General features: G+C 49.6%; 8 protein-coding genes. All 8 read left to right on the top strand.

The window, feature by feature from the left end; translation table 11 throughout:
- Positions 1-19: 19 nt before the first annotated feature.
- The 8 genes from AC55FS_RS18145 (at position 20) to AC55FS_RS18110 (ending at position 21,882) form a co-directional block, all read left to right on the top strand.
- Positions 20-691, top strand: coding sequence for an HAD family hydrolase (locus tag AC55FS_RS18145; RefSeq protein ID WP_496933704.1), 672 nt, complete (start codon positions 20-22; stop codon positions 689-691).
- Between the two features lie 235 nt (positions 692-926).
- Entirely contained in the window at positions 927-2,408 is a 1,482-nt protein-coding gene (trpE, locus tag AC55FS_RS18140; RefSeq protein WP_496933703.1) for an anthranilate synthase component I, read from the top strand.
- Between the two features lie 20 nt (positions 2,409-2,428).
- A complete protein-coding gene (locus tag AC55FS_RS18135; protein WP_496933702.1) occupies positions 2,429-3,013 on the top strand; it encodes an aminodeoxychorismate/anthranilate synthase component II in 585 nt (194 codons plus the stop codon).
- Positions 3,014-3,020: 7 nt separating this feature from the next.
- Entirely contained in the window at positions 3,021-4,076 is a 1,056-nt protein-coding gene (gene trpD, locus AC55FS_RS18130; RefSeq protein ID WP_496933701.1) for an anthranilate phosphoribosyltransferase, read from the top strand.
- Positions 4,073-4,873, top strand: coding sequence for an indole-3-glycerol phosphate synthase TrpC (gene trpC / locus AC55FS_RS18125; RefSeq protein ID WP_496933700.1), 801 nt, complete (start codon positions 4,073-4,075; stop codon positions 4,871-4,873). The genes trpD and trpC overlap by 4 nt, the downstream gene beginning before the upstream one ends.
- Positions 4,874-5,237: 364 nt before the next feature.
- Positions 5,238-7,226 (top strand): two-partner secretion domain-containing protein, encoded by a 1,989-nt coding sequence (locus AC55FS_RS18120; protein ID WP_496933699.1) that lies wholly within the window; start codon positions 5,238-5,240, stop codon positions 7,224-7,226.
- On the top strand, positions 7,226-8,848 hold the full coding sequence (locus AC55FS_RS18115; protein ID WP_496933698.1) for a ShlB/FhaC/HecB family hemolysin secretion/activation protein: 1,623 nt from the start codon (positions 7,226-7,228) through the stop codon (positions 8,846-8,848). Before AC55FS_RS18120 ends, AC55FS_RS18115 begins: the two co-directional genes overlap by 1 nt.
- Before the next feature lie 47 nt (positions 8,849-8,895).
- Positions 8,896-21,882: a two-partner secretion domain-containing protein gene (locus AC55FS_RS18110; protein WP_496933697.1), complete on the top strand. Its 12,987-nt coding sequence runs from the start codon at positions 8,896-8,898 to the stop codon at positions 21,880-21,882.
- Positions 21,883-21,945 lie beyond the last annotated feature (63 nt).

Raw genomic sequence — 21,945 nt, 5'->3', positions numbered from 1 at the left:
AGCAGGTAATGGACTGGCTATGCAGATCTACAACTATCCCGTGGTCTTTTTTGACCTCGACGATTCTCTTATCAACAAGGACGCCAACAGTCTTTGGATCAAATGGCGCTTTAAGCACGAACGCTGGGCTCTGGTCGAAGCTAGTCAGGCGTTAGCGTCCTTGTACCGCGCCTATAAAAAAGGTCGGGTTACCCATCGGCGCTTGTCTAATTATTACCGTACCCGCACGCGCGGCATGACACTGGCGCAGTATCAGACCCAGGTACAACGGTTTTTCCAAGAGCGTGGGCGGTTACATATTTATCCACAAGCAGCGTCGCTGTTGTTTGCTTATCAACGCCGTGGCACCCAGTTGGTGATGATCACAGGCTCAGATGATGTGGTGGCGAAGGTGTATGGCGATGCCTTAGGCATTGATCATGTCATCAGCAATCGCTTGAAGGTGGAACAGGACCGCATTACTGGGCTTGAGCATCCGATGTGTTATGGCGACGGTAAGGTCGAGCTGGCACGCGACTATTTACAACAGCAAGGCCTGAGTTTTTGCGATGCTGCCTTTTATACCGATAGCCATTCCGACTTGCCGTTGCTCAAGGCCGTGGCTCAGCCGGTAGTACTGAATCCAAACGTACCGCTTAGGCAAACGGCTCAACAACAGGGCTGGCCCTGTCTGGATTGGCGTCAGTCCTAGTCTTGGTGATGGCTGATAAACTGGCCACCCTGCAGATAGGGCTTAGCCCTATCGTCAGCTTCTGATATAGTTCAAATCCGATTAAAACTAACCACCTCTGGAGTCCGTGGTGTTTTTTCAATACAACCGGCCTTTGCAGCAAGGACAGCACCTCAACCGTCGATGGTGACGCTTAGCACACTTCCGTAGTGGCCGTTTGGCCGTGTCTGTGTTTTCACCAATGCAAAGGTAATGTATGACTCCGCAACAATTTGCTGCCCTGGCACAACAGGGTTACAACCGTATTCCTGTGTCTAGAGAAGTGCTGGCTGATCTGGATACTCCGCTCACGACTTTTCTAAAACTCGCATCTGAGCCTTATAGCTATCTGTTCGAATCGGTTCAGGGCGGAGAAAAGTGGGCGCGCTTTTCCATTATTGGCTTACCCGCTCGAGAAGTGCTGACGGTCCGTGGTCAGCAGGTGAGCTTGACGCGCGACGGTGTCGAGATTGAACAGTGTCAGGTGGATGATCCACTCAGTTATATTGATGAATTTCAACGGCGCTACCGGGTGCCGGAGTTACCGTCATTGCCAAAATTTAACGGCGGTTTGGTCGGTTATTTTGGCTACGATACCGTGCGCTACATTGAGCCCAGGCTCAAACACAGCTGTCCGCCCGATGAGTTGAATACTCCAGACATCTTGTTAATGGTGTCTGAAGAGGTGGTGGTGTTTGATAACCTTAGCGGCAAACTGCACCTGATCGTTATGGCCGACCCTCAACAGAACGATGCCTATGAGCACGCGCTGCAACGTTTGGAGCAACTCAGACAGCAGCTGCGCGCGCCGTATCAGGGCGACGTTGGCCAAACCAAGCAGCCTGAAGAAGTGCTGGAGCAGGATTTTGTTTCACTGTTTGGCGAAGATAAGTTCCAACAGGCCGTTGCTGATGTGAAAGAGTACGTATTATCCGGCGATATCATGCAGTGTGTGTTATCGCAGCGTATGCAGGTACCTTTTAAAGGCAACCCTGTAGATATTTATCGTGCTCTGCGCACGCTGAACCCGTCGCCTTATATGTACTGCTTAAATCTGGAAGATTTTCACGTTGTTGGCTCATCGCCCGAGATTCTTGCACGTTTAGAAGATGGTGAAGTGACGGTACGTCCCATTGCCGGTACCCGTTATCGTGGTAAAACCGAAGCCGAGGACAAGGCGCTGGAACAGGAACTGCTGTCTGACCCGAAAGAAATTGCCGAGCATTTAATGCTGATTGATTTGGGCCGCAATGATGTTGGCCGGGTGGCAAAAACCGGCCAGGTCGAAGTGACGGATCAGATGATTGTCGAACGCTACAGTCATGTGATGCACATCGTTTCTAACGTCAAAGGTCAGGTCGGTGATGAAATTCGCGCCATGGATGTACTGCGAGCAGCGCATCCGGCCGGCACCTTAAGTGGTGCTCCTAAAATCCGCGCGATGGAAATTATTGATCAGTATGAGTCGACCAAACGCGGTGTGTATGGCGGTGCCGTGGGTTATATCAGCTGGAATGGCAATATGGATACCGCCATTGCTATTCGCACTGCGGTGATTAAAGACGGCATTTTAAACATTCAGGCGGGTGCCGGTGTGGTGGCAGATTCCATTCCGCGATTGGAATGGAAAGAAACCATGAATAAAGGTCGGGCAATGTTCCGCGCAGTGGCCATGGCTTCGGCCGGCCTTGATCAGTAAGTGGAGTTGAGGATACCAACATGCTGTTAATGATTGATAACTACGACTCATTTACTTACAACGTGGTGCAATATTTTGCTGAGCTGGGCGCTGATGTACGTGTTTTTCGTAACGACGACATCACCTTGCAGCAAATCGAAGAGATGAACCCCGATCATTTGGTGATTTCTCCTGGCCCCTGTACCCCGAATGAAGCGGGTATTTCTATGGCCGCGATTGAGCACTTTGCCGGTAAATTGCCAATTTTAGGCATATGTTTGGGCCATCAAAGTATCGGCCAGGTATTTGGTGGTCATGTGGTGCGTGCGGGTCAGGTGATGCATGGCAAAACCTCGGCCATTTATCACACTAATCAGGGTGTATTTGCGGGGCTGAATAATCCATACCAAGCCACACGCTACCATTCTTTGGTTATTGATAAAGAGCGCCTGCCGGATTGCTTAGAAGTCACCGCTTGGACCCAAAATGAAGACGGCAGCATCGAAGAAATCATGGGTGTGCGGCATAAAACCCTGCCTATTGAGGGTGTGCAGTTTCATCCTGAGTCGATTCTGACGCAGCACGGCCACGATTTATTAAAGAATTTCCTCAACCAAACATTGTGAGATAGCCATGGATATTCAAAGCGCGCTGGCCAGAGTGGTTGAGCGACAGGATTTAAGCACGGATGAAATGATCGACGTGATGCGCCAGATTATGACCGGCCAATGCGACCCGGCTCAAGTGGGTGGATTTTTAGTGGCGCTGCGCATGAAAAGCGAAAGCATCGACGAAATTGTCGGTGCTGTCACTGTCATGCGTGAGCTGGCCGACGGCGTGCCGGTAACGGATAAACATGCGGTCGATATTGTGGGTACCGGTGGTGATGGTGCCAATCTATTTAATGTATCAACGGCCTCGGCGCTAGTGGTGGCCGCCGCCGGTGGTGTGGTGGCCAAGCACGGTAATCGTGGCGTGTCGTCCAACTCTGGCAGTGCTGATGTACTGGAGGCTGCCGGGGTAAATTTGCAGCTGAGCAGTGAGCAGGTAGCACGTTGTATTGATGAGCTGGGTGTGGGGTTTATGTTTGCTCCTATGCATCACAGTGCTATGAAACATGCCATTGGCCCGCGCAAAGCTCTGGGCATGCGTACCCTGTTTAATATTCTCGGTCCGCTAACGAATCCTGCCGGGGTTAAAAAACAATTAATCGGTGTTTTCACTCAAGCGCTGTTACGTCCAGTGGCGGAAGTATTGCAGCGTATGGGTGCTGAACATATTTTGGTGGTGCACTCTCAGGATGGTTTGGACGAAATCAGTCTGGCATCACCAACCTGGGCGTGTGAGCTGAAAAATGGCGAGATTAAAGAATTTATCATCACGCCAGATGAGCTGGGTATTCGCCCTCAGGTGTTGTCTGGGCTGGAAGTGGACAGTGCTGAGCAAAGCTTGGCACTGATCCGTGATGCGCTGGGCAAACGTGAGACCGAGGCTGGTAAAAAAGCTGCAGACATTCTGGCGCTGAATGCGGGTGCGGCCATCTACGTGGCTGATCTGGCCAGTTCCTTAAGCCAGGGAGTACATATGGCCGAAGATGCCATTTATTCAGGCCTGGCACTGGAAAAGTTGCGTGAGCTCAGCAGCTTCTCTAAATACATCAACGCAGATACAGATGGCGGTATGCAATGAGCACTCCTACGGTATTAAAGCGCATTCTCGATACCAAGGTGATCGAAGTACGCCAGCGCAGCGCTGTGCTGCCGATTAATGAAATAAAAGCCCAAGCACATGATTGTGATCCAGATGCCTTGCGTGGTTTTTATCAGGCTATGCGTAATAAAGTGGATGCGGGAAAACCAGCCGTTATTGCGGAAATCAAAAAAGCGTCACCCTCCAAGGGTGTATTACGTGAACAGTTTGTGCCCCAAGCTATTGCCGAATCGTATGAGCAGGGCGGCGCTGCTTGTTTATCGGTATTGACCGATCGTGACTATTTTCAGGGCCATGAAGATTATCTGCTGGCCGCTCGCAGTGCATGCTCGCTGCCGGTCATCCGCAAAGACTTTTTGATCGACCCTTATCAGATATATGAAGCGCGTACATTAAATGCTGACTGTATTTTGCTGATCGTGTCGGCTTTGTCAGCTATGCAGCTGCAGGATTTGGCTGGCTTGGCGCATGAGTTGGGCATGGACGTGTTGGTTGAAGTGCATGATGGTGAGGAGTTAACGTCAGCCTTGACGTTGGAAACGCCACTGATCGGAATTAACAACCGTAACCTGCATACCTTTGAGGTGAGCCTGGATACCACCTTCGACCTGTTGCCAAGGGTGCCAGCCGATCGCTTGCTCGTTACCGAAAGCGGTATTCTCGTTCGTGAGGATGTCGAGTGCATGCGTGAAAATAATGTTCACGCGTTTTTGGTGGGCGAAGCCTTTATGCGTGCGCTAGAGCCGGGTGAGGCGCTGGCGCAATTGTTCGACTAAAGCGCCGCTAGAGCATAGAGGGGCTTCGCCCCTCTATTTTTCTCTTTTTATGCGTTCTGTCTTGCTGCTATGGGATTGTGTAACCGTCGGCCTTGCCAGCCATAGTGAGCCAGTTGTGACTGCCCGGCCCGATACTGCTACTCACGGGAGAGGCAGTGACGCTATCTCCATAGTTAGACTACGAGACCGTAGTTTCACTCGGTCATCCGTCAGAGCCCTTATGAAACCTGATAAGTAGTGTCAGCATCTGTAACTACTCGTCAGGCATTGTATGTGATCCTGTTCACTTTTTGTTCGCTTTCTTGGTTGAAAAGTATCCAACCCTAAGGTAAATTGCGCGCCCCTGACCAACTGGCGCATAAAGATGAACTACACACGGATGTCACTTGCCAACAAATTAGTCATTACTGTGCTGGGCTGGTGGCTTTCTCTTTGTTGCGTTTCTGCCCCCTTGGTGCTGCCTGATGGCAGCACGGCAACGTCGGTGCAATTGGATGATCTTGGCCGTACCGTTATTGATATAGCACCCGCCGATCGTGATCGCATCAGCCACAACCGTTACAGTGAATTTAACTCTGATATCAGTGGTCTGCTCTTAGATAATCAACAGCAAGCTGCTCGTACCATTATTAACGAAGTCACAGGTGTCAATCCGTCAAATTTGGCGGGTGAAATACGTGTGTTAGGAACACGTGCCCATGTCATCATCGCCAACCCAAATGGTATCGCCATTAATGGTGCTGAATTCTTTAATACAGGCGGGCTGGCACTGACCACCGGCACATTGGGCTTTGTTGATCGTGAAGACAGTTTAGGTCGCATTCGACGCAACCCCACGGCCTTGGTTGAGCAAGGTGAAATTTACGTTGGCGCCGACGGCTTGTCGGGCATCATTAGTCACCTCGAGTTGATTAGTAAAACCATCAAAATAGACGGACCAATCAGCAACAGCTCTGATGATGATTTCACCAATATTAATCTGGTGGTCGGGGCGTCTGACAATGAATTTAACTCGGCTCAGTCGGTTACTGATCCAACCCTGAACTGGCGCACTAGCAAAGGCCTATCTTCACAGTCTGCCGAGCTGGCAGTTGATATCAGTTCAAACGCCTCATTTAGCGCATCAAGGGTGCTGATGATGGTGACAGATCAGGGTGCAGGAGTACGTAATTATGGTGACATCGCTGCCACAGCGAGTTCCTTTACTTTATCTGCCGATGGTCGAGTAGAACTGAGTGGCAGCATTATTGCTGCAAGCGATGTCGAGGTCGATGGTGTTGATATTGATTTAAACAATATCACCGATACTCAGCAAAGCATTCAATCGGTGGCGGGCAATATTCGATTAAATTCCAGCGCCGATACTGATATTCGTGGCTATCTACTGCAGGCAACCAGCACCGCGATAGAAGGCGAGCAGCGGGTTGCCACGGTGGAACTCAATGCAGAAGGAACACTACGACTGGACGCACCGTCGCAGCAAAACAGAACTGTGCTATTTTCAAACCAAGATATTGCGATTAATGCTACTCACGTCATTAACTCGTCATCACGGTTATTGGCTAACGGTGATATTAATATTGAAGCCGGCTCATATACCAACAACCTGGTGCAGTCAGATTTGGGCACAGGTGGTGAGATTATCTCTGACAGCAAAGATGGCCGTTCCCTTTGGTATACCTTGTATACTGATAATGAAAAGATCTATACCCGCTATGTCGACTTTGGCGAGCCCGATATTGGCCGTATTGTGCCGGAAGTTATTTCTACTATTGGCGATATTAATATCAATGTCGATCAGTTTTCTAATCACGGCGGATCACTGATTTCTAATGCTGGTGATATCAATATTGATGCCGGCGATTTCAATAATTCAGCTCTTGCTGTCGGTAAAACCTGGATGAACAGCCGCTGCAATATAGGTGGCTGTGATCGTACTGGAGGCAACAACATGGAGCTTCTTGGCGGTCAAATTCAGGCATCTGGGCAGTTAAATATCAGCGCTGAAAGTGCCATTAACCGTGGTGGCTTGATGCAGGCTGTCGGCGATGTTCGCATCGACTCGCCTCAGTTTTTATCCCAGGGATTAGCCGTTTACGACGTTATTACTCGCCCAGGTGGCTTACGCACATATTTTCTCAAAAGTATGGGCCTTTGGACCTCGGTCGATCAAGGTGGCAGTTTGATTTCCAATATGGGAAAAATCATCTTTCTGGGGCAATCGAACCAGTTCGATGGTGGTCATGTGGAGGCCGCACAGGGTATTGAAGGTGACTACAACGTGGTGCGCGCTCCGACCACCCAAGACCTGATTATTCAGCGCGAAATTGGTGTATTCAGGGATCTCTATTAATGCCATATCTAGTTGTTTTACTACTCTTTGTCAGCAGTCTGGTTCATGCCGCTGATCCTGAAACAGAATTCGGTGAGCGTTTCCTGGAGCGTCAGAAACAGGAGCGCGAACGTGAGTACCTGGAGAATAAACAGGAAAATCTACGCCAGCTACCAACCACGCCTGAGTTGCCACAAGAAGATGTGTGTTTCGACATCGACAACATTCAAATCAGCGGCAATACCCTGCTTACCGAGCAGGACATGCTGACGCTATTGGAGAAGTACCGCGATCAATGTCTTGGTAAGAATGGTGTTAATTACCTGATGCAGGACTTAACGGCAGTGTATGTGCAAAAAGGCTACATCACTACTCGCGTATATATTCCACCGCAAGATCTAAATTTAGGCACGCTCAAGCTGATCGTAATCGAAGGTGAAGTAGAAAGTGTGATTCTAAATGACGGTGAGGCAGACGATGAGCGAAAGCTCTGGTGGGCAATGCCATCGTTGAGTAAAGAGCTTTACCTACCCGACATAGAGCAAGGCCTGGATCAAATAAACCGGGTACGATCTGCTAATGCCACGATGAAGCTTTGGCCAGGGAGTGAGCCGGGTTTGACCAAGATTCAGATTATCAATCAAGTGGATGATGAGGTTCGCGGTGAAGTTGAGTTAAATAATGATGGCCAGGAAGACACCGGTAAAACGAAAATTCGTGTTGGACTAGAAGCGGATAACTTGCTTGGTATCAACGACTCCACCAGCATTAACTACATTGGCAGTCAGAATACCAATGCTGTTGCTGCAACCGCGAGTTTTCCCTATCGCTATTCGTCATTCAATTTTTCTCATAGTTACTCTGAATACTTGAATATTCTACCTGAGCAGACGGATTTATTTGGCCAATCCAATACCAGCACGCTGTCCTGGGACTACTTACTGTACCGGGATTCTTCTATGCGGGTAAACCTGGTGAACTCATTGTCGGTGCGTCGATCTGAGCGCTACTTGCTAGGGGTTAAGCTGTCGCCTCAAAAGATCGTGCCTTATCGCATTTCACTGAATGCATCGGAGAACTTGCCTTGGGGTTATTATTCGATGGAGCTGGCCGCGGCTTTTGGTAGCAAGCTGTTTGGCGCGACAACGGACGATAGTGAGTTGCCAGATGCAGCCCCTCATGCGCAGTTTGCCAAACTGGAATGGCGCTCGTCGATCGCCAAACCCGTGGCCTCAATAGGCAGCTATCAGCTGAGTTTGAGCGGCCAGTACAGCGAGAAAGGCCTATATAGCTCTGAACAAGTGCATATCGGTGATCGCTCTTCCGTTCGAGGCGGTGAAACGACCATCGCATCGGGAGATAGCGGCTTCTATATAAGAAATGATTTTAATATCAATGTTCCCGCTTCTGGCTTAAGGCAGCTTGGAGTGTCTGTTCGGCCCAGCGTTTTTATCGACTATGGGCATGTCTTTGCTGATGAAAACAACATAGGCGAAGAAGCCATGGGCGGCGGATTTGGCCTCAATGCAAGCTACAAAGACGTTCGTCTGCAGTTTGTTTGGGCGCATATTCTCACTACCAGCGTAAAAGCAGCACGTAGCAGTAATAGTGCATTTTTATCACTTTCTACACAGATTTTTTGATGACAATGGCAAAGAAAATAGCAGTGGCTCAACGGACTGAGATAGCAGTGTTGGATTCAATTCGTGGTCGACGCTACGGCTGGTTAGCCAAGGCATTGGCCTACTGTATTACCGCGACTCTGGTGGTGCCTGTTGTACCGGCTAGCTATGCCGCAGGCATAGTCACAGACCCAAATGCTGAGGTGCGTTTTCAGCCTCAGGTGAATGTTCAAAACTCTGTGCCTGTGGTGAATATCGTCACGCCGGATAACACAGGTCTGTCGCATAACCAGTACGAGCAATTTAACATTGGTAAAAACGGCGCAGTATTAAACAACTCGCTGGTGTCTGGTTCCAGTCGGTTAGCCGCTGAAATTATTGCCAACCCCAACTTGAATGGTGTGGCTGCTAGCACCATTTTGAACGAAGTCACGTCATCGTCTAACACCAATATGTTGGGTGCACTGGAAGTGTTTGGCCAGTCTGCCAACGTCATTATTGCCAATCGCAATGGTATTACCTGTAACGACTGTGGTTTTATCAACACAGATAGAGTGACATTAACCACCGGCTCGCCTCACTATATTGGCAACTCGTTGTTTTTTGATATTACCGATGGAGCCGTAACTTTTGCGGGTGAAGGGGTAGATCACAAGCTGTCTCCTGCAGTGTTGGACATCTTTGCCCGTTACATCGATGTCAATGGTGAAGTGCAGAGCAGCCAGCAACTAAATTTGATCTCAGGTGCATTAAGCCTCAATTACACCGAGTTGCTGTCGGGTCAGTTGGATATAACCCCGCTGGCTACCGACACCGCCGAGCAGCGCGCATATGCTATTGATGCATCGATTTTTGGTGCCATGCAGTCGGGCAAAATCAGCGTTATGGCAACCGAAGAAGGTCTGGGTGTACGCAGTGACAGCTACCTATTTTCGCAATCCGATAGTTTGTTTATTGAATCTGCTGGCGACATTGCCTTACGCGATGCCGACTCCTTTACCGGTATGGATATTCGCTCATCCAGCGATGTTCATATTTCGGATGATCTGATTGCAAACACCCAAATTCGCACTCAGTCAGGTAGCTTTGCCAACGTATCCAACTCGGAAATCACTGCTGATCTGGTTGATTTATCAGCCACGGATTCAATCACTCTTTATGGTGAAGTGAATTCACGTAATACTCATATTGATAGTGGATCAGCCAATATCCATGCTGATTTGATCAGTATGGAAGACATTAGCATAGATACGAGCGCATTAAGCCTGAATGATAATGAGGTGGTGGCCGATAACATTGCGCTGAACGCTAAGCAAAGCAACATTAGCGATGCTCTGCTATCTGCCCGAGATATTGAACTGGATAGCCAGCGCTCATTAGATATTAATAACTCTACCTTTGCTGCCGAGCAGTTGGCCATTGACAGTGCTGAGCTGGACCTGACCAACAGCCAGTTACAAAGCAACCAGATCACCATAGATTCGCAGCAAGTCAATGCCACGGGTGTTGAGTTAAGCGCGGCGGATATTCGCGTTGATGCCGGTTCTATCTTATTGTCCGATGTGTTCACTCACAGTGATAAGTTGCAGGTTAATAGTGATGACTTATCTGTCTTGTCGTCGCAGTGGGTGGTGAAAGATCTCGCCATCGATAGCAACTCTATGCTGTCGAAAGATAGCCAGTATCAGGCGGAAAGCGCACAACTGGATGCTCGCTCGGCACACTTGATTGGCGATCAGTGGCAAATATTGTCATTTACAACGGACGCCGAAGCTGACGCCACGAGCAACAGCCAGGACCGCGCGGCGACGGAAACTTTCAGCGCTAAGGTCGACGATTTAGAGTTGATTCACTCGGTGCTGGTGGCCAGAGATATCGAGCTTACAGGGAAAGAAGTTGCACTGCGAGACAGTGATTTGCAAGCAGAACGCTTGCAAATAAAGGCGCCGAAAACCTTGCTGGATGGAAACTCCAACGCGCGAATCAGCGATACGATTAATATTGATGGTAGCGAAGTGATTTTTGCTGCCGACACCGACGCCCGTCAGATTGATATTGACGGCAAAGCGGTAACAGTGGGCGGCAAAATAGCCGTGGCTGAAGACTTTAACATTGATAGCCAAACGCTGGACCTGACCCATGGGAATATCAATGCTGATAAACTGGCGATTCGTACCGATCAGTTGTCAGCGGAGTTTGCCAGTATTATCAGCCGGGTATTCAATGCCTCGGTGACGGATGTTATCAGCACCGATACCTTAAACCTACAAAGTGACTACATTGCGCTCAACGCCCGTCAGGTATTGTTTGGTGAGAAGACAGAATTATCGTCGAAACGATTGTCTGTACAAGCGCAAACGTTAAATAACCTGGGCGATGTACGTACTTCTGATACAGCTGAACTCAACATAGATCAGGCCTTTAATAATACTGGTAAGCTGATCAGTTATCAAAATCTGACCATTAATGCAGACAGTATTAATAACCAACAGGGTGCAACCTTGTCGGCAACTCAGGCCTCAATGAGTGCCGGTCAGTTCAATAACCAAGGTCAGGTGGGTGCTGATTATCTGGTGCTCGACTACGACAAAATTTATAACGCTGCGGGTGCTACGTTATCGGCCGCCGATGTGAGTTTGACCGCCGCCAGTGAGCAAAGCAGCTTCAATAACGCTGGCACTGTATCGGTAGGCCAGCGTATGGGCTGGGACAATGCAGAATTGACCGCCGGTACCTTTATTAACGGCGGCACACTGGATGCGCGCAATCTGGATGTGACAGGGCTAAACCAGTTTTTTAACAGCGACCCCAACAATACCAGTCATGCAGGCCGTATTTCTATTGCCAATGAATTAAGTGGCAGGGTGGGATACTTCTATCAAGCAGGTCAGCTCAATGCTGAAAAGCTGCAGCTGCAAGCCAACACCCTTGATAACCTGGGAACGATTCAAGCGAGCATCGCCAACCTGGATGTTAGTGGCCATACTAAAAACGGTGGTCGTATTAACTCCGGGGTTTTGGTACTGCGCTCGGCTGGCTTGGAAAACCAGAAAGATGGACAGCTTAGTGGCCAAAACTTAGTGCTGCGAGCAAACGAACTGAGCAACCATGGCAGCATTGGTGCATTTAATCTTGAATTATTAACGGAAGCGGCCAACGGTACGCTGGTAAATAGCGGCAGCATAGTGCAGCGCAACGAGTATGCCGGCCAGCAGCAGGCAGATGGCCAGTTATCCATCTCGCACTTTGCTCAAGTGGACAACGACGGCAGCATTGAGGCGGATGACAAGATTCGTATCGCCGAAGTGGCCAGATTAAATAATGCCCTAAACAACGCCGATGCGGTAATGATCTCCGCCGATAATATTTCTGCTGATGCGGTCGCTAGCATTAACAATGCAGGCTTATTGGTTGGTGAACATTTTGATATTAATGCCGGTCAGCTCAGTAATACCGGAAAAATATCCCTTACCAGTGCCGATATAGCGATTACCGACACGTTGGAAAACGACGGTATCCTGTACCAGCGTGATGAAGCAGCAGATAACGCTCAGGTTAATCTTAGCGCCGCTACCTTTATTAATGGTGAAAACGCCGCGACCGACGTGATTCGTGGGGTTATCGATTTGTCGTCGGGCACCCCTGGTACCCTAATCAATAAAGGCCTATTGGCAGAGCGCAAAGATGCAGCCAATAGTGGCTTGGCGATGCGTGGTATTAGCTCGTTGCAAAACTCCGGACAAATCAGTTTGTCGTCTGAGCTGGCCATGTCTGGCGGTGATTTTCATAATCAGGGCGTTGATGCCTATATTGGCGTTGGCGTGCTGCGCTTGGAGGCGCTGCAGTCGTTACAAAACGACGGTTCTATGGTGTTTGATGGTGATAGCGTGATGGCTGCCCGTCAGTTTATAAACCAGGGCACCATTGCCAGTACTGATCAAAACCCACAAACTGCATTGGCGTTGGATGCAGAGCAACTGCAAAACGCCGGGCGAATTTCAACATCGGCTGAGCTTGCGGTAAACCAGGCAGTAAGTGGCCGCATTAACAACAGCGGCTTGTTGTACGGTGGCGAAGTCAGCCTGGGTAATGCTCATCAGCGTCAGCAGGCTGTCGTGAACAGCGGCGTAAATAGCGTTGATGGTAATGGCGATCTGGTGGCGGCCGGTATTCAAAGTGGCCAAGGTGATGTATCGATTGTGACGCAATCGTTTGCCAACCATCAACAAACTCAGGCTGGCCAGGTGACCAGTGCTGGGCAAATGTCGATTGATGCCAGCCAGGCGGTTGAACTGCGTGGCAAACTCGAGGCCGCCAATGCCATGGCATTGACGATGGCTGGGCTGGATGTCGACAGCGCTGCCAGTGTGCGCTCGGCAGCAGGCAATAGTACTGTGACGGTGGCAGGCCATGCCAATATTGATGGCCAACTGTTGCTGTCTGATAGCAGTCGCCTGACACTAGGCTCACTATCGAACCAGGGCCATATTCAAGGTGAGCAGTTGGCCGTTGTGAGCAGCGGTCAACTGACTAATAGTGGCAAGCTGATAACTGACAGTGCATCCGTGTCGGCAGCACAGATCAATAACAGTGGTCAGCTGCATGCGAATCAGCAGCTATCAGCACAGGCTCGTCATATAAGTAACAGTGGCCAGCTGACCAGTGCCCATGCAATGTCGTTGTTTGCACAAGGTGGTAGCGTCAGTAACAGTGGCCGCATCAATGCGGTTGAACTCACGGCCAGCACCGATCGCATTCAAACCTCTGCCGGCAGTTTAATTAACGCCCAAAGGGCTCAGCTGCAGGCACAAAAAATTGATAACCAAGGCACTCTGAATCAGGCCAGTGGCAGCGGTGAGTTTGTTTTAACTGCCCCTAGCATTAATAACTTGGGTGCTAATGCGGTGATGGATATTAGCCGTGGCCGTCTGAATGCCAGTGACTTAGTGAATGAAGGCACCATTGTCAGTGAATCTGGCAGTGATAGCGGCCAGTTGCTGATTAGCCCACTGCAAAGTCTGAATAATAGCGGCCAGCTGTTTGCCCATAGCGATATAACCGTGGCACAGCAGCTGGACAATAGTGGTCAGATGCAGGTTAAAAATCTAACTGCAAATACCCTGAGCGATTTTGCCAATAGCGGTGATATGCGCGCCAGCGAGCGTATCGAATTGGCGAGTCAGCAAGCACTTAACAACGACGGCAAAATGCTGGCGTCTGAGCTGCAGCTCACCAGTGCTAGACAGATCATCAACGCCGGATTGCTGCGCGCCGATAAAGAATTGCTGATCGATGCCCAGAGCATCGACAATGGCCAAGATGCGGAAATGTCTACCAGCAATGATCAAGCGCGCATGCAACTGAGCAGCCGTCAGGCGACAGTGAATGCTGGCAATATTATCGCCAAAGGCGATATCGATATGGACGTTGCCCACTTTGAAAACCGTGGCAATATGACGGCCACCCAAACCGGTACCTTAAAGCTCGATAGCCTGAATAATGGCGGCTATATATTTGGTAAGGACCTGATCGTTGGTAGCCATAATCAGTATATTTCTGAAGAAGGGTTGGCCGGCAGTCAGGGGGCTTCTGGCAGTGGCAGCGTGACCGGACTGGTGGCGGAAAACAGTCTTACTATGTTTGTGCGTGGCTTGCTACAAGCCTCGTATCAATCAAAGCTGATTAACCTCAACAGTGATCAAGATCTGCAAATCGCTGGCTCCATCTTGGCCGACGATGCACTTAATATTGACGCCAAAGGCCTTACCGTACAAGACACGGGTCTTATTAGCATTAATGGCGGTCAGCCAGAAAGTATTTGGAAGCTTGATGGTGACTTGGTCAACCAAGGCAGTATCACGTCGATGGCGGGTTTAAGCATTACCGCCAAACAGTTAAACAATGAAGCCAACTTTGCCACCAATGGGCTGCTTGATATTACCGTGGATGGTTTAACCAACATGGAAGCCGGAGTACTATCGGGCGGCGGTGGTTTGAGCATTAAAGGTAGTGGTGGCCAGCTGCAGGCACTAAGCAATAGCGGGTCTTTGGTATCGGGAGACCATCTGGATATATCTGCCACTGATATTGAAAATGAAGGGAAGATTTCTTCAAGAGGTGGTGTATGGAATTTTGCTAACCTCGATAATGCTCAAGGCGGAAAGATATATAGCCTAGGTGATACCCGTTGGGGTAGTGCAGCCGAACGCTTGGGTTCGTTTGATAATAAGGGTGCTGTAGTACTAGGTGCTGCCGACATCTATGTGTCCGACTTTACCAATCACGAAGGTTCACAGTTAGTGAGTATTGATGGCTTGCTAACCTTAGACTCTGCTGCATCTATTCGTAATGAAGAAGGTTCAATTATTGCTGCAAATCAGGACTTAGTTGCTACTTCGGCGGGCCAGCTATGGAACTTCGGCGGTATTAAATCCAATGGTTCAGCAACATTAAACGCATCGACCTTGATGAATGGTAGTTTGGATGAGCGCGTAAATGGTTTGATAGATGTCGCCGGTGTGCTGGATATTAACGCTGGATTGGTTCGAAATGATGGTTGGACGACCTCTAGTGGAAGTAAGAAACTGGCTTATAAGATAAATACCTACAGCTTTTACTATCGTACTAAGACAACTAAGGATAAGTTGGGGCGAAAAGACGACGATTATTATCTGCATCATACTGTTGGCGTAGACTATGGTTACTCCGAAACGAAAGCAGTTCGCAGCGGTATCTACAGTGGTGGCAACCTAACCATCAATGGCCGTCTAGAAAATAATTTAAGCTATGTGGCTTCTGGTGATGTGGTTACCATTAATGGCAGTGGCTACAACTCATCAGACACTATTGATGTTAATAGAACTACCTTGGAGTTTATTAGCGATAAGCAGGAAAAGCCCAAGGAAGAAGCACGCGATTATTTCTATAAGTTGCAAGCTGACTTTGTGTCGTCTGACCAAGGCGTCAGGGATGGAGCGTATAGAACCCTGGATAACAGACATGTAATGGTTGGCGGCAACGGCACCATCTTATTTCAAAACTATAAGTATCCAGCACCTACAGCGCCAATTGTTCACGACAAAGTCCTGAATTCAAGCACAGCCAAGATGAATAATCCCCATGTGGTTGGGATTATTTATGGCGCTAATGGAACCAATATCACGGGCTCAGGTTTTGAGAATTACGGCTTTGCCAATACCAAAGAGTTCAATATCAATGGCATTGTCGATGGCAGTGATGCCGATGCCGCCAGTGATACCGATGTGACACAATTGGCTCAGCAGCAAGACCAAGACAATCAGGACGCAGGGGATTTGGCAACCAATGGTAGTGGTTACCGAGGCTCTGATGCTTCCACCGGTGGGCAAGACGTTGCTGTTCAGGATGTAGATCAAACACAGGTTCCTGATGGTGTATCGAAAGGCAGTTTTAGTAACCAGGTGTCGGGTCCGAATCTGTTGGGGTTAGAGAAAAAGCCGTCGGCTGCTTTGTTGCTATTGCAAGCCTCCGGTATTGATTTTGATTACCAAGACTTAAATGCGTTAGCGGTGGGTGGAGATAAATCACCGCTAGAGTTAGCTGGTGAAGAGGCCTTAAACGATGCACTGGCACAGCTAGGAAACCGTACGGATGATAACACGTCAAGCATGGCGATTGGTCAGGGCAGCGCCTTTGGCAATACCACGGCTACTTTGTACGATCTGCCAGAAGATATTCGTGACATTGTTTTTGCATCTTACGGGATTTCTCCAAATCCACGCTCGGCCTTAGAGCAAATCGATCAGGCAAAACGCCCTGATGTGAGTGCTCAGTACTTTTATAATCCAATTGAGGAAGCTCAGCTACTGCGTGACGTAGCGATGCGCGAGTCTGGGAAAACCTACTTTTCTGACGATTGGCGTTCAGCACAACAGCAACGCGACGTCATGTTTAGCAATTCATTGGCGTATCTTGAAAACCATGACAACGTAAAGCTGGGAGAAGCATTAACTCAGGAGCAAATCGCTAGCCTGGAGTCACCGCTACTTTGGTATGTCAGCAAAAATATCGGTGGTGAAGAAAAGCTGGTGCCAGCTGTGTATTTGCCTGAAGCAACGATGGCACAAATGACCACACCTGAAGCGGGAACCGTCAATGCAACGACTTTGATTGCTGATGTTGATGACTTCACCAACAGCGGTGTCATTAATGTAAAAGAGCACGCTAGCATTAAGGCTAATACCTTTACCAATCAGCGTGTTACCGACAGCGTAGAAACCGATCGTTACGCCCATACCAGTGTCAGTGATGCGGGTGCCATCAATGCCGGTAGCCTGATCGTTGAAACCACCGAAGACATCAATAACATCGGTGGCAGCATCAAAACCGAAGGTTATCTGGAGTTAAACGCCGGTGGTGATGTTAACCTGACGGCGATTGAAACGCGCGACTACCAACAGTTTGGCAAAAATATTGACGAGAAAAATGGCTATGTTACCAGCGCCATTGAAGCCGGTGGCAACGCCAACTTTATTGCTGATGGTGATATTAATAGCCAGGCCGCTCAGGTAACCGTCGAGGGTGACCTGGGGCTAGAAGCCGAAAACATCAATTTGCTGGGCGTGACCGAGCGCGAATACCAGCAGCGCTACAAAAAGAAAAATGGCACCTTTAGCTCGTCTGAAACCACCGAGCAGTGGGAAACGCAAACCTTTAAAGGCACCGGCTTTGACATAGGCGGCAATAGCACCATGATTGCCCGCAGCGACATTAATATGGTGGGAACCACAATTGAAGGTGATGGCGATATTCGCCTAAAAGCAGGCAATGATGTCAATATTACTGCCGGTATTAACCAAGACAGCTACAGCAAAGAAAAATCTGGCGAAGGCATTGCCACCACCAATAGCCAACAAAAAGGCCATATTAAGCAAACGGCAGTGGGCAGTAATCTGACTGCCGGTGGCTACTTAACCATCGACAGTGACGGTGGTGACGTCAGCATTTTAGGCTCAACCTTACGCGCCGAAAAAGACCTGCGGTTGGGCGACATGAAAATCCAGCTAGACGAAAACGGGGTGCCCATTGTCGATGAAAATGGCCAGTACATCACCGAAGACGGTGAAAGTATCGCCAACCTCACCATTGGCAGCGTTGAGCTGACAGATGAAGAGTGGAATGAAAAACAATCTGGCCTCAAAGGCCCGCTGAAAAAACTGGCTCAGGTCGCGGCCTTTACCCTCAGTTCTATGGGGGTAACGCAGCAGCTGCAAGCCATGGGCATAGATACCGAAGTGACGGTATCGCGCAGCGAATCTGAACGCATCGAGAAAACCCATCACGCCAGCTCCAGCACGACCGCCGGTGGCAAACTGGTGGCTATGATCGACGGGCATTTGCAGGTAGATGGTAGTGAACTAGGCGGTGATGCCGGCGGCTTGTTGCAAAGCGACAGCGCCAGCTACGATGCTACTGTTAACACCACCACCACGGTGACTGAGCACAGCGAAGAAACCGTCAGCTCAGATGCACCTAAGCTCAATAAAGACGAAGTCACAGTAGCATCGGTGACCAACACCGATCACACCGAAACCGAGACCAAAGTTGAGCAAACGCTCAACCGTACCCAGCTGAATTTTGGTGTCGGCCTAGTTTCCAATTCCGTGGGAGATACTGCCTTTAACGCAGTGGATGCCACTATTTTGGGCGACGCCAGCATTACTGGCGGCAAGGTTACCTTTGGCACCGCCAGCACCACCGACAGCACCGAACGTGAAGAAGAAACCGTTGAAACCAGCTACTCAGCTGGCGTGCGCAACGCTTATGTTGATGCCGGTTATGCCGCCAAAGCGGTGGCCGATGCCACCAGCGCTGTCGGCGATGCCAAAGATGCCTTGGCCGATGCTAAGCGTCGTGTTGATAACGGTACCCTGGCGAAAAGCGCGTTGGACGATTACCGCGCCAACCTGGTCGCTGCACAAACCCAGCTGGCCAATGCCACCCTGGCGATGGCTAGTGCCGGTGCTACCGCTGTTGCCTCTTCTACTACCGGCGGTTTTTATGCCAGCGCCAGTGCCAACGTCAGTAAAACCAGCAAGCACAGCAGCGAATCGAGTACTAAACAGCATGGCAGTGAGTTTACTATCACTGGCAATGCCTCGGTTAGCGCCCGTGATGGCGGTGCCATCGACATTATTGGCTCAGGCCTAGACGTTGGTGGGCAGCTGTCGTTGGATGCCGACGACGTCAATATCCTCGCCTCGGCCGACGAGAGCAGCAGCTCCTCTTCTGAGCAGACTCGCAGTGCAGGAATGACCATGAGCACTGCTGGCAACGGCAGTGTGGGTGTTAACGCCAGTGCACAAAACAGCGATAGCGACAGCTCCAGCAAAACCTACAACAACAGTCGCATCAACGCCGGCAGCTTTAGCAGCACCAGCAAAAACCTGCACCTGGCCGGCGCCAACGTCGAAATCACTGGTGATATCGATATCACCACCGACAACCTCATCGTTGAGAGCTTGCAAAACGAATCCCGCAGTAGCCACAGCAGTGAAGGCGGCAACGCCAGTGGGTCGAACAGCGGCAGTTTCAATGTGGGTTACAACAACTCAGAGGGCAGCAGCGAGAGCAACTGGACCGAAGAGCAAACCACCTTGATCGGCGGCGGTAACGTCAATATCGATGCCAAGCGCACCGAAGTACATGGCGCTGTGGTGGCTAATGCTGTCAGAGATGGGGATACCCTCACCGACCTGGGCAACCTAAATTTAATTACCGATGAGCTAATCGTCACTGATCTTAAGGATACCGACGTTAGCGAGAGCAGCGGCATCAATATGTCTTTGTCGGTATCAAAAGGAAAAGATGCCGCCGGTGACAAAGAGTTCCGCAGCAACAGCAGCTCGTTAGGCCTTACCAACCAAGGCCACCGCAAAGAGCAAACCACCGCAGGCACCCTAGGCGGCGGTAGCATCACTCGCCGTGACGGCAGTGAGCACGAGTTAGGCGATACCAACCGCGACCTGGATCAGCGCCAAGTGGTGACGCTGGATCAGCAAACCGGCGGCTTAGATGCCACATTTGAGCTGGATCATCGAGTGCTGTCGGAGCAGGGGCTGGACAAAATTCAGGAAGACTTCCTCAAGAGCGACATGATGGTCGAGGCGGTCGAGCGAGCTTTCACTACCGATCGTGTTGGGTTTACCGATCTAAATAGTGAAATCGGTAAACAGCACGATGTTTACCAAGCTGTTAAAACCGAATTAGCCAATAACCCAGAACTGGCGAGGCAGCTACAAGACCCAGACCTCAGTGCAGAAGAAAAGCAACAGATGATGAACCGGGTGACGCATGTAGCCATGCAAACCCTAGGTTTTGACACAGAAGGCTATGAGAACCGTGTGATTGACCAAGGGGATAATCTGGTTGTCACCGAAGATGGCGTTTTTGAGCGTGTTGGCTTCTTTTCTGAGGAAACAGGGCAAGGCTACATTAATGATGCGGCAATCGATGACACAGAGGGATTAATCACTACGGCTGGCCATGAATCGTCGCACAAGATGGATAGCCTGTCCTCAGAGCAATACAGCGAGCAAGATCAAGAGGCGTACGCCCATGCGTTTGGTGACTCGTTGGCCAGTTACACCGACATGGGGTTGGATATCAATGGCTACGACTCAGGTATGGCGACGTCGAATAACCACGTCGGCAATGATGGCCCAACTGTCCAGGCTAATAATGCTGAGTTTGCCGGGTTGGATAAGGAGCAGGGGGATGATTTCCTTTTTCCACTGGTTCCTATTAGTGTTGGCTTGGGCCTTTATCTGACGGATGTTCGTTCAGCCAATGCACCTGAAACCCTTGAAACACCGAATCAAGTTGAACAATCCATCGACCTGACGCTCACGGGTATTAGCACCCGTGTGGCAACAACTAAAATCGCAGAAAATTTCTCACCTGAAACTGCAGAAACACTCACAAACGTGTTAACGATCGTTGATACGGCGACCAGTGTCAAAGGCGCTGTCAAAAGCATCGATGAGATTGGGCAAGTCGTTCTTGGTGCAGTCTCCGGCAAAAAAGGTGACGGTGTTGGTACTAACGTTAACGGTGGAAGCCAAGGGAATGGTTCTAACACCACCTCTGCTAGTGATCGCCAGGAAGAGATAAATCGTACGACGGAAGAGTTTGGTGAAACTCCAGATACCACTGACTTCGTAACAAACGTTACAGTAACAGACCATCGAACCAAAATAAGCGAAACTGGAACTGTAGATGTTAAAACGACATTAGAGCGCATTAACAACGGTGGATCGTATCCCCACAGAAATGATGGGACTACTTTTCAAAACCGGCCTGATAGGGTTACTGGAGAGAGAGGTCTTCCAGAAAAACCAGAAGGATACTACAAAGAGTATGTTGTTCCTAGTGAAGGTATACAGGGTGTAGGTCCGCAACGGATTGTAGTCGGTGCTGATGGTGAAGCGTACTATACCCCTGATCACTACAAAACTTTCATTCCTATTCGCGACAAGAACTCAGGAAGCGCAAGCGTACCGGCCTCAAGTGAACAGCGCACAACTAGTGGAACGAACTCCAGTTCAGAGCCAACGGTAAACAGGGACACTGGTGCGGGTTCTGGTGAGATTTTACTGCTAGAAAATGGATACAAAACGAGTAACCCCCCAGAGCATCCTGACCGCCCTATAAGTTCCGGCCCTGCTCCAGAGGGTAGTCGAGGGTGGATGGCTGTTGACGAGGGGCAGGTAAATCCAATAACAGGTCAAGTCGATCGCCCAGGTTCATTTTTATCCGATGAACCTATTACTTCTGTGGAGCAGGTTAGAAATGATCTTGCGGTAAGAAAGGATTGGAAAGAGAACCCTACACACGTCCAAGAGTTTGAGATTGTACCCGGAACACAAGTACAAAAAAGTACAGTAGGCCCACAAACGAACATCGATGGAACTGAGCTACCTGGGGGAGGAAAACAAACCGAATTGTTACGACAGATAGGACAAGATAATATAGATGTTCTAATACCTATCGGCCCTGCGGTGCGTATTGATGACTAGGATAGCATTTGATCAGAAGAATAAAGTTTGGGTAGACCATTCTGGATCTAGATTGGACATAGA

This window comes from Bacterioplanes sp. CLAM21, from assembly GCF_059641015.1.
This window is presented reverse-complemented; position numbering and strand designations above follow the sequence as displayed.

Coding starts and splice junctions, on each gene's coding strand:
- AC55FS_RS18145 (WP_496933704.1), top strand. CDS start 20: ATGCAGATCTACAACTATCCCGTGGTCTTTTTTGACCTCGACGATTCT.
- trpE (WP_496933703.1), top strand. CDS start 927: ATGACTCCGCAACAATTTGCTGCCCTGGCACAACAGGGTTACAACCGT.
- AC55FS_RS18135 (WP_496933702.1), top strand. CDS start 2,429: ATGCTGTTAATGATTGATAACTACGACTCATTTACTTACAACGTGGTG.
- trpD (WP_496933701.1), top strand. CDS start 3,021: ATGGATATTCAAAGCGCGCTGGCCAGAGTGGTTGAGCGACAGGATTTA.
- trpC (WP_496933700.1), top strand. CDS start 4,073: ATGAGCACTCCTACGGTATTAAAGCGCATTCTCGATACCAAGGTGATC.
- AC55FS_RS18120 (WP_496933699.1), top strand. CDS start 5,238: ATGAACTACACACGGATGTCACTTGCCAACAAATTAGTCATTACTGTG.
- AC55FS_RS18115 (WP_496933698.1), top strand. CDS start 7,226: ATGCCATATCTAGTTGTTTTACTACTCTTTGTCAGCAGTCTGGTTCAT.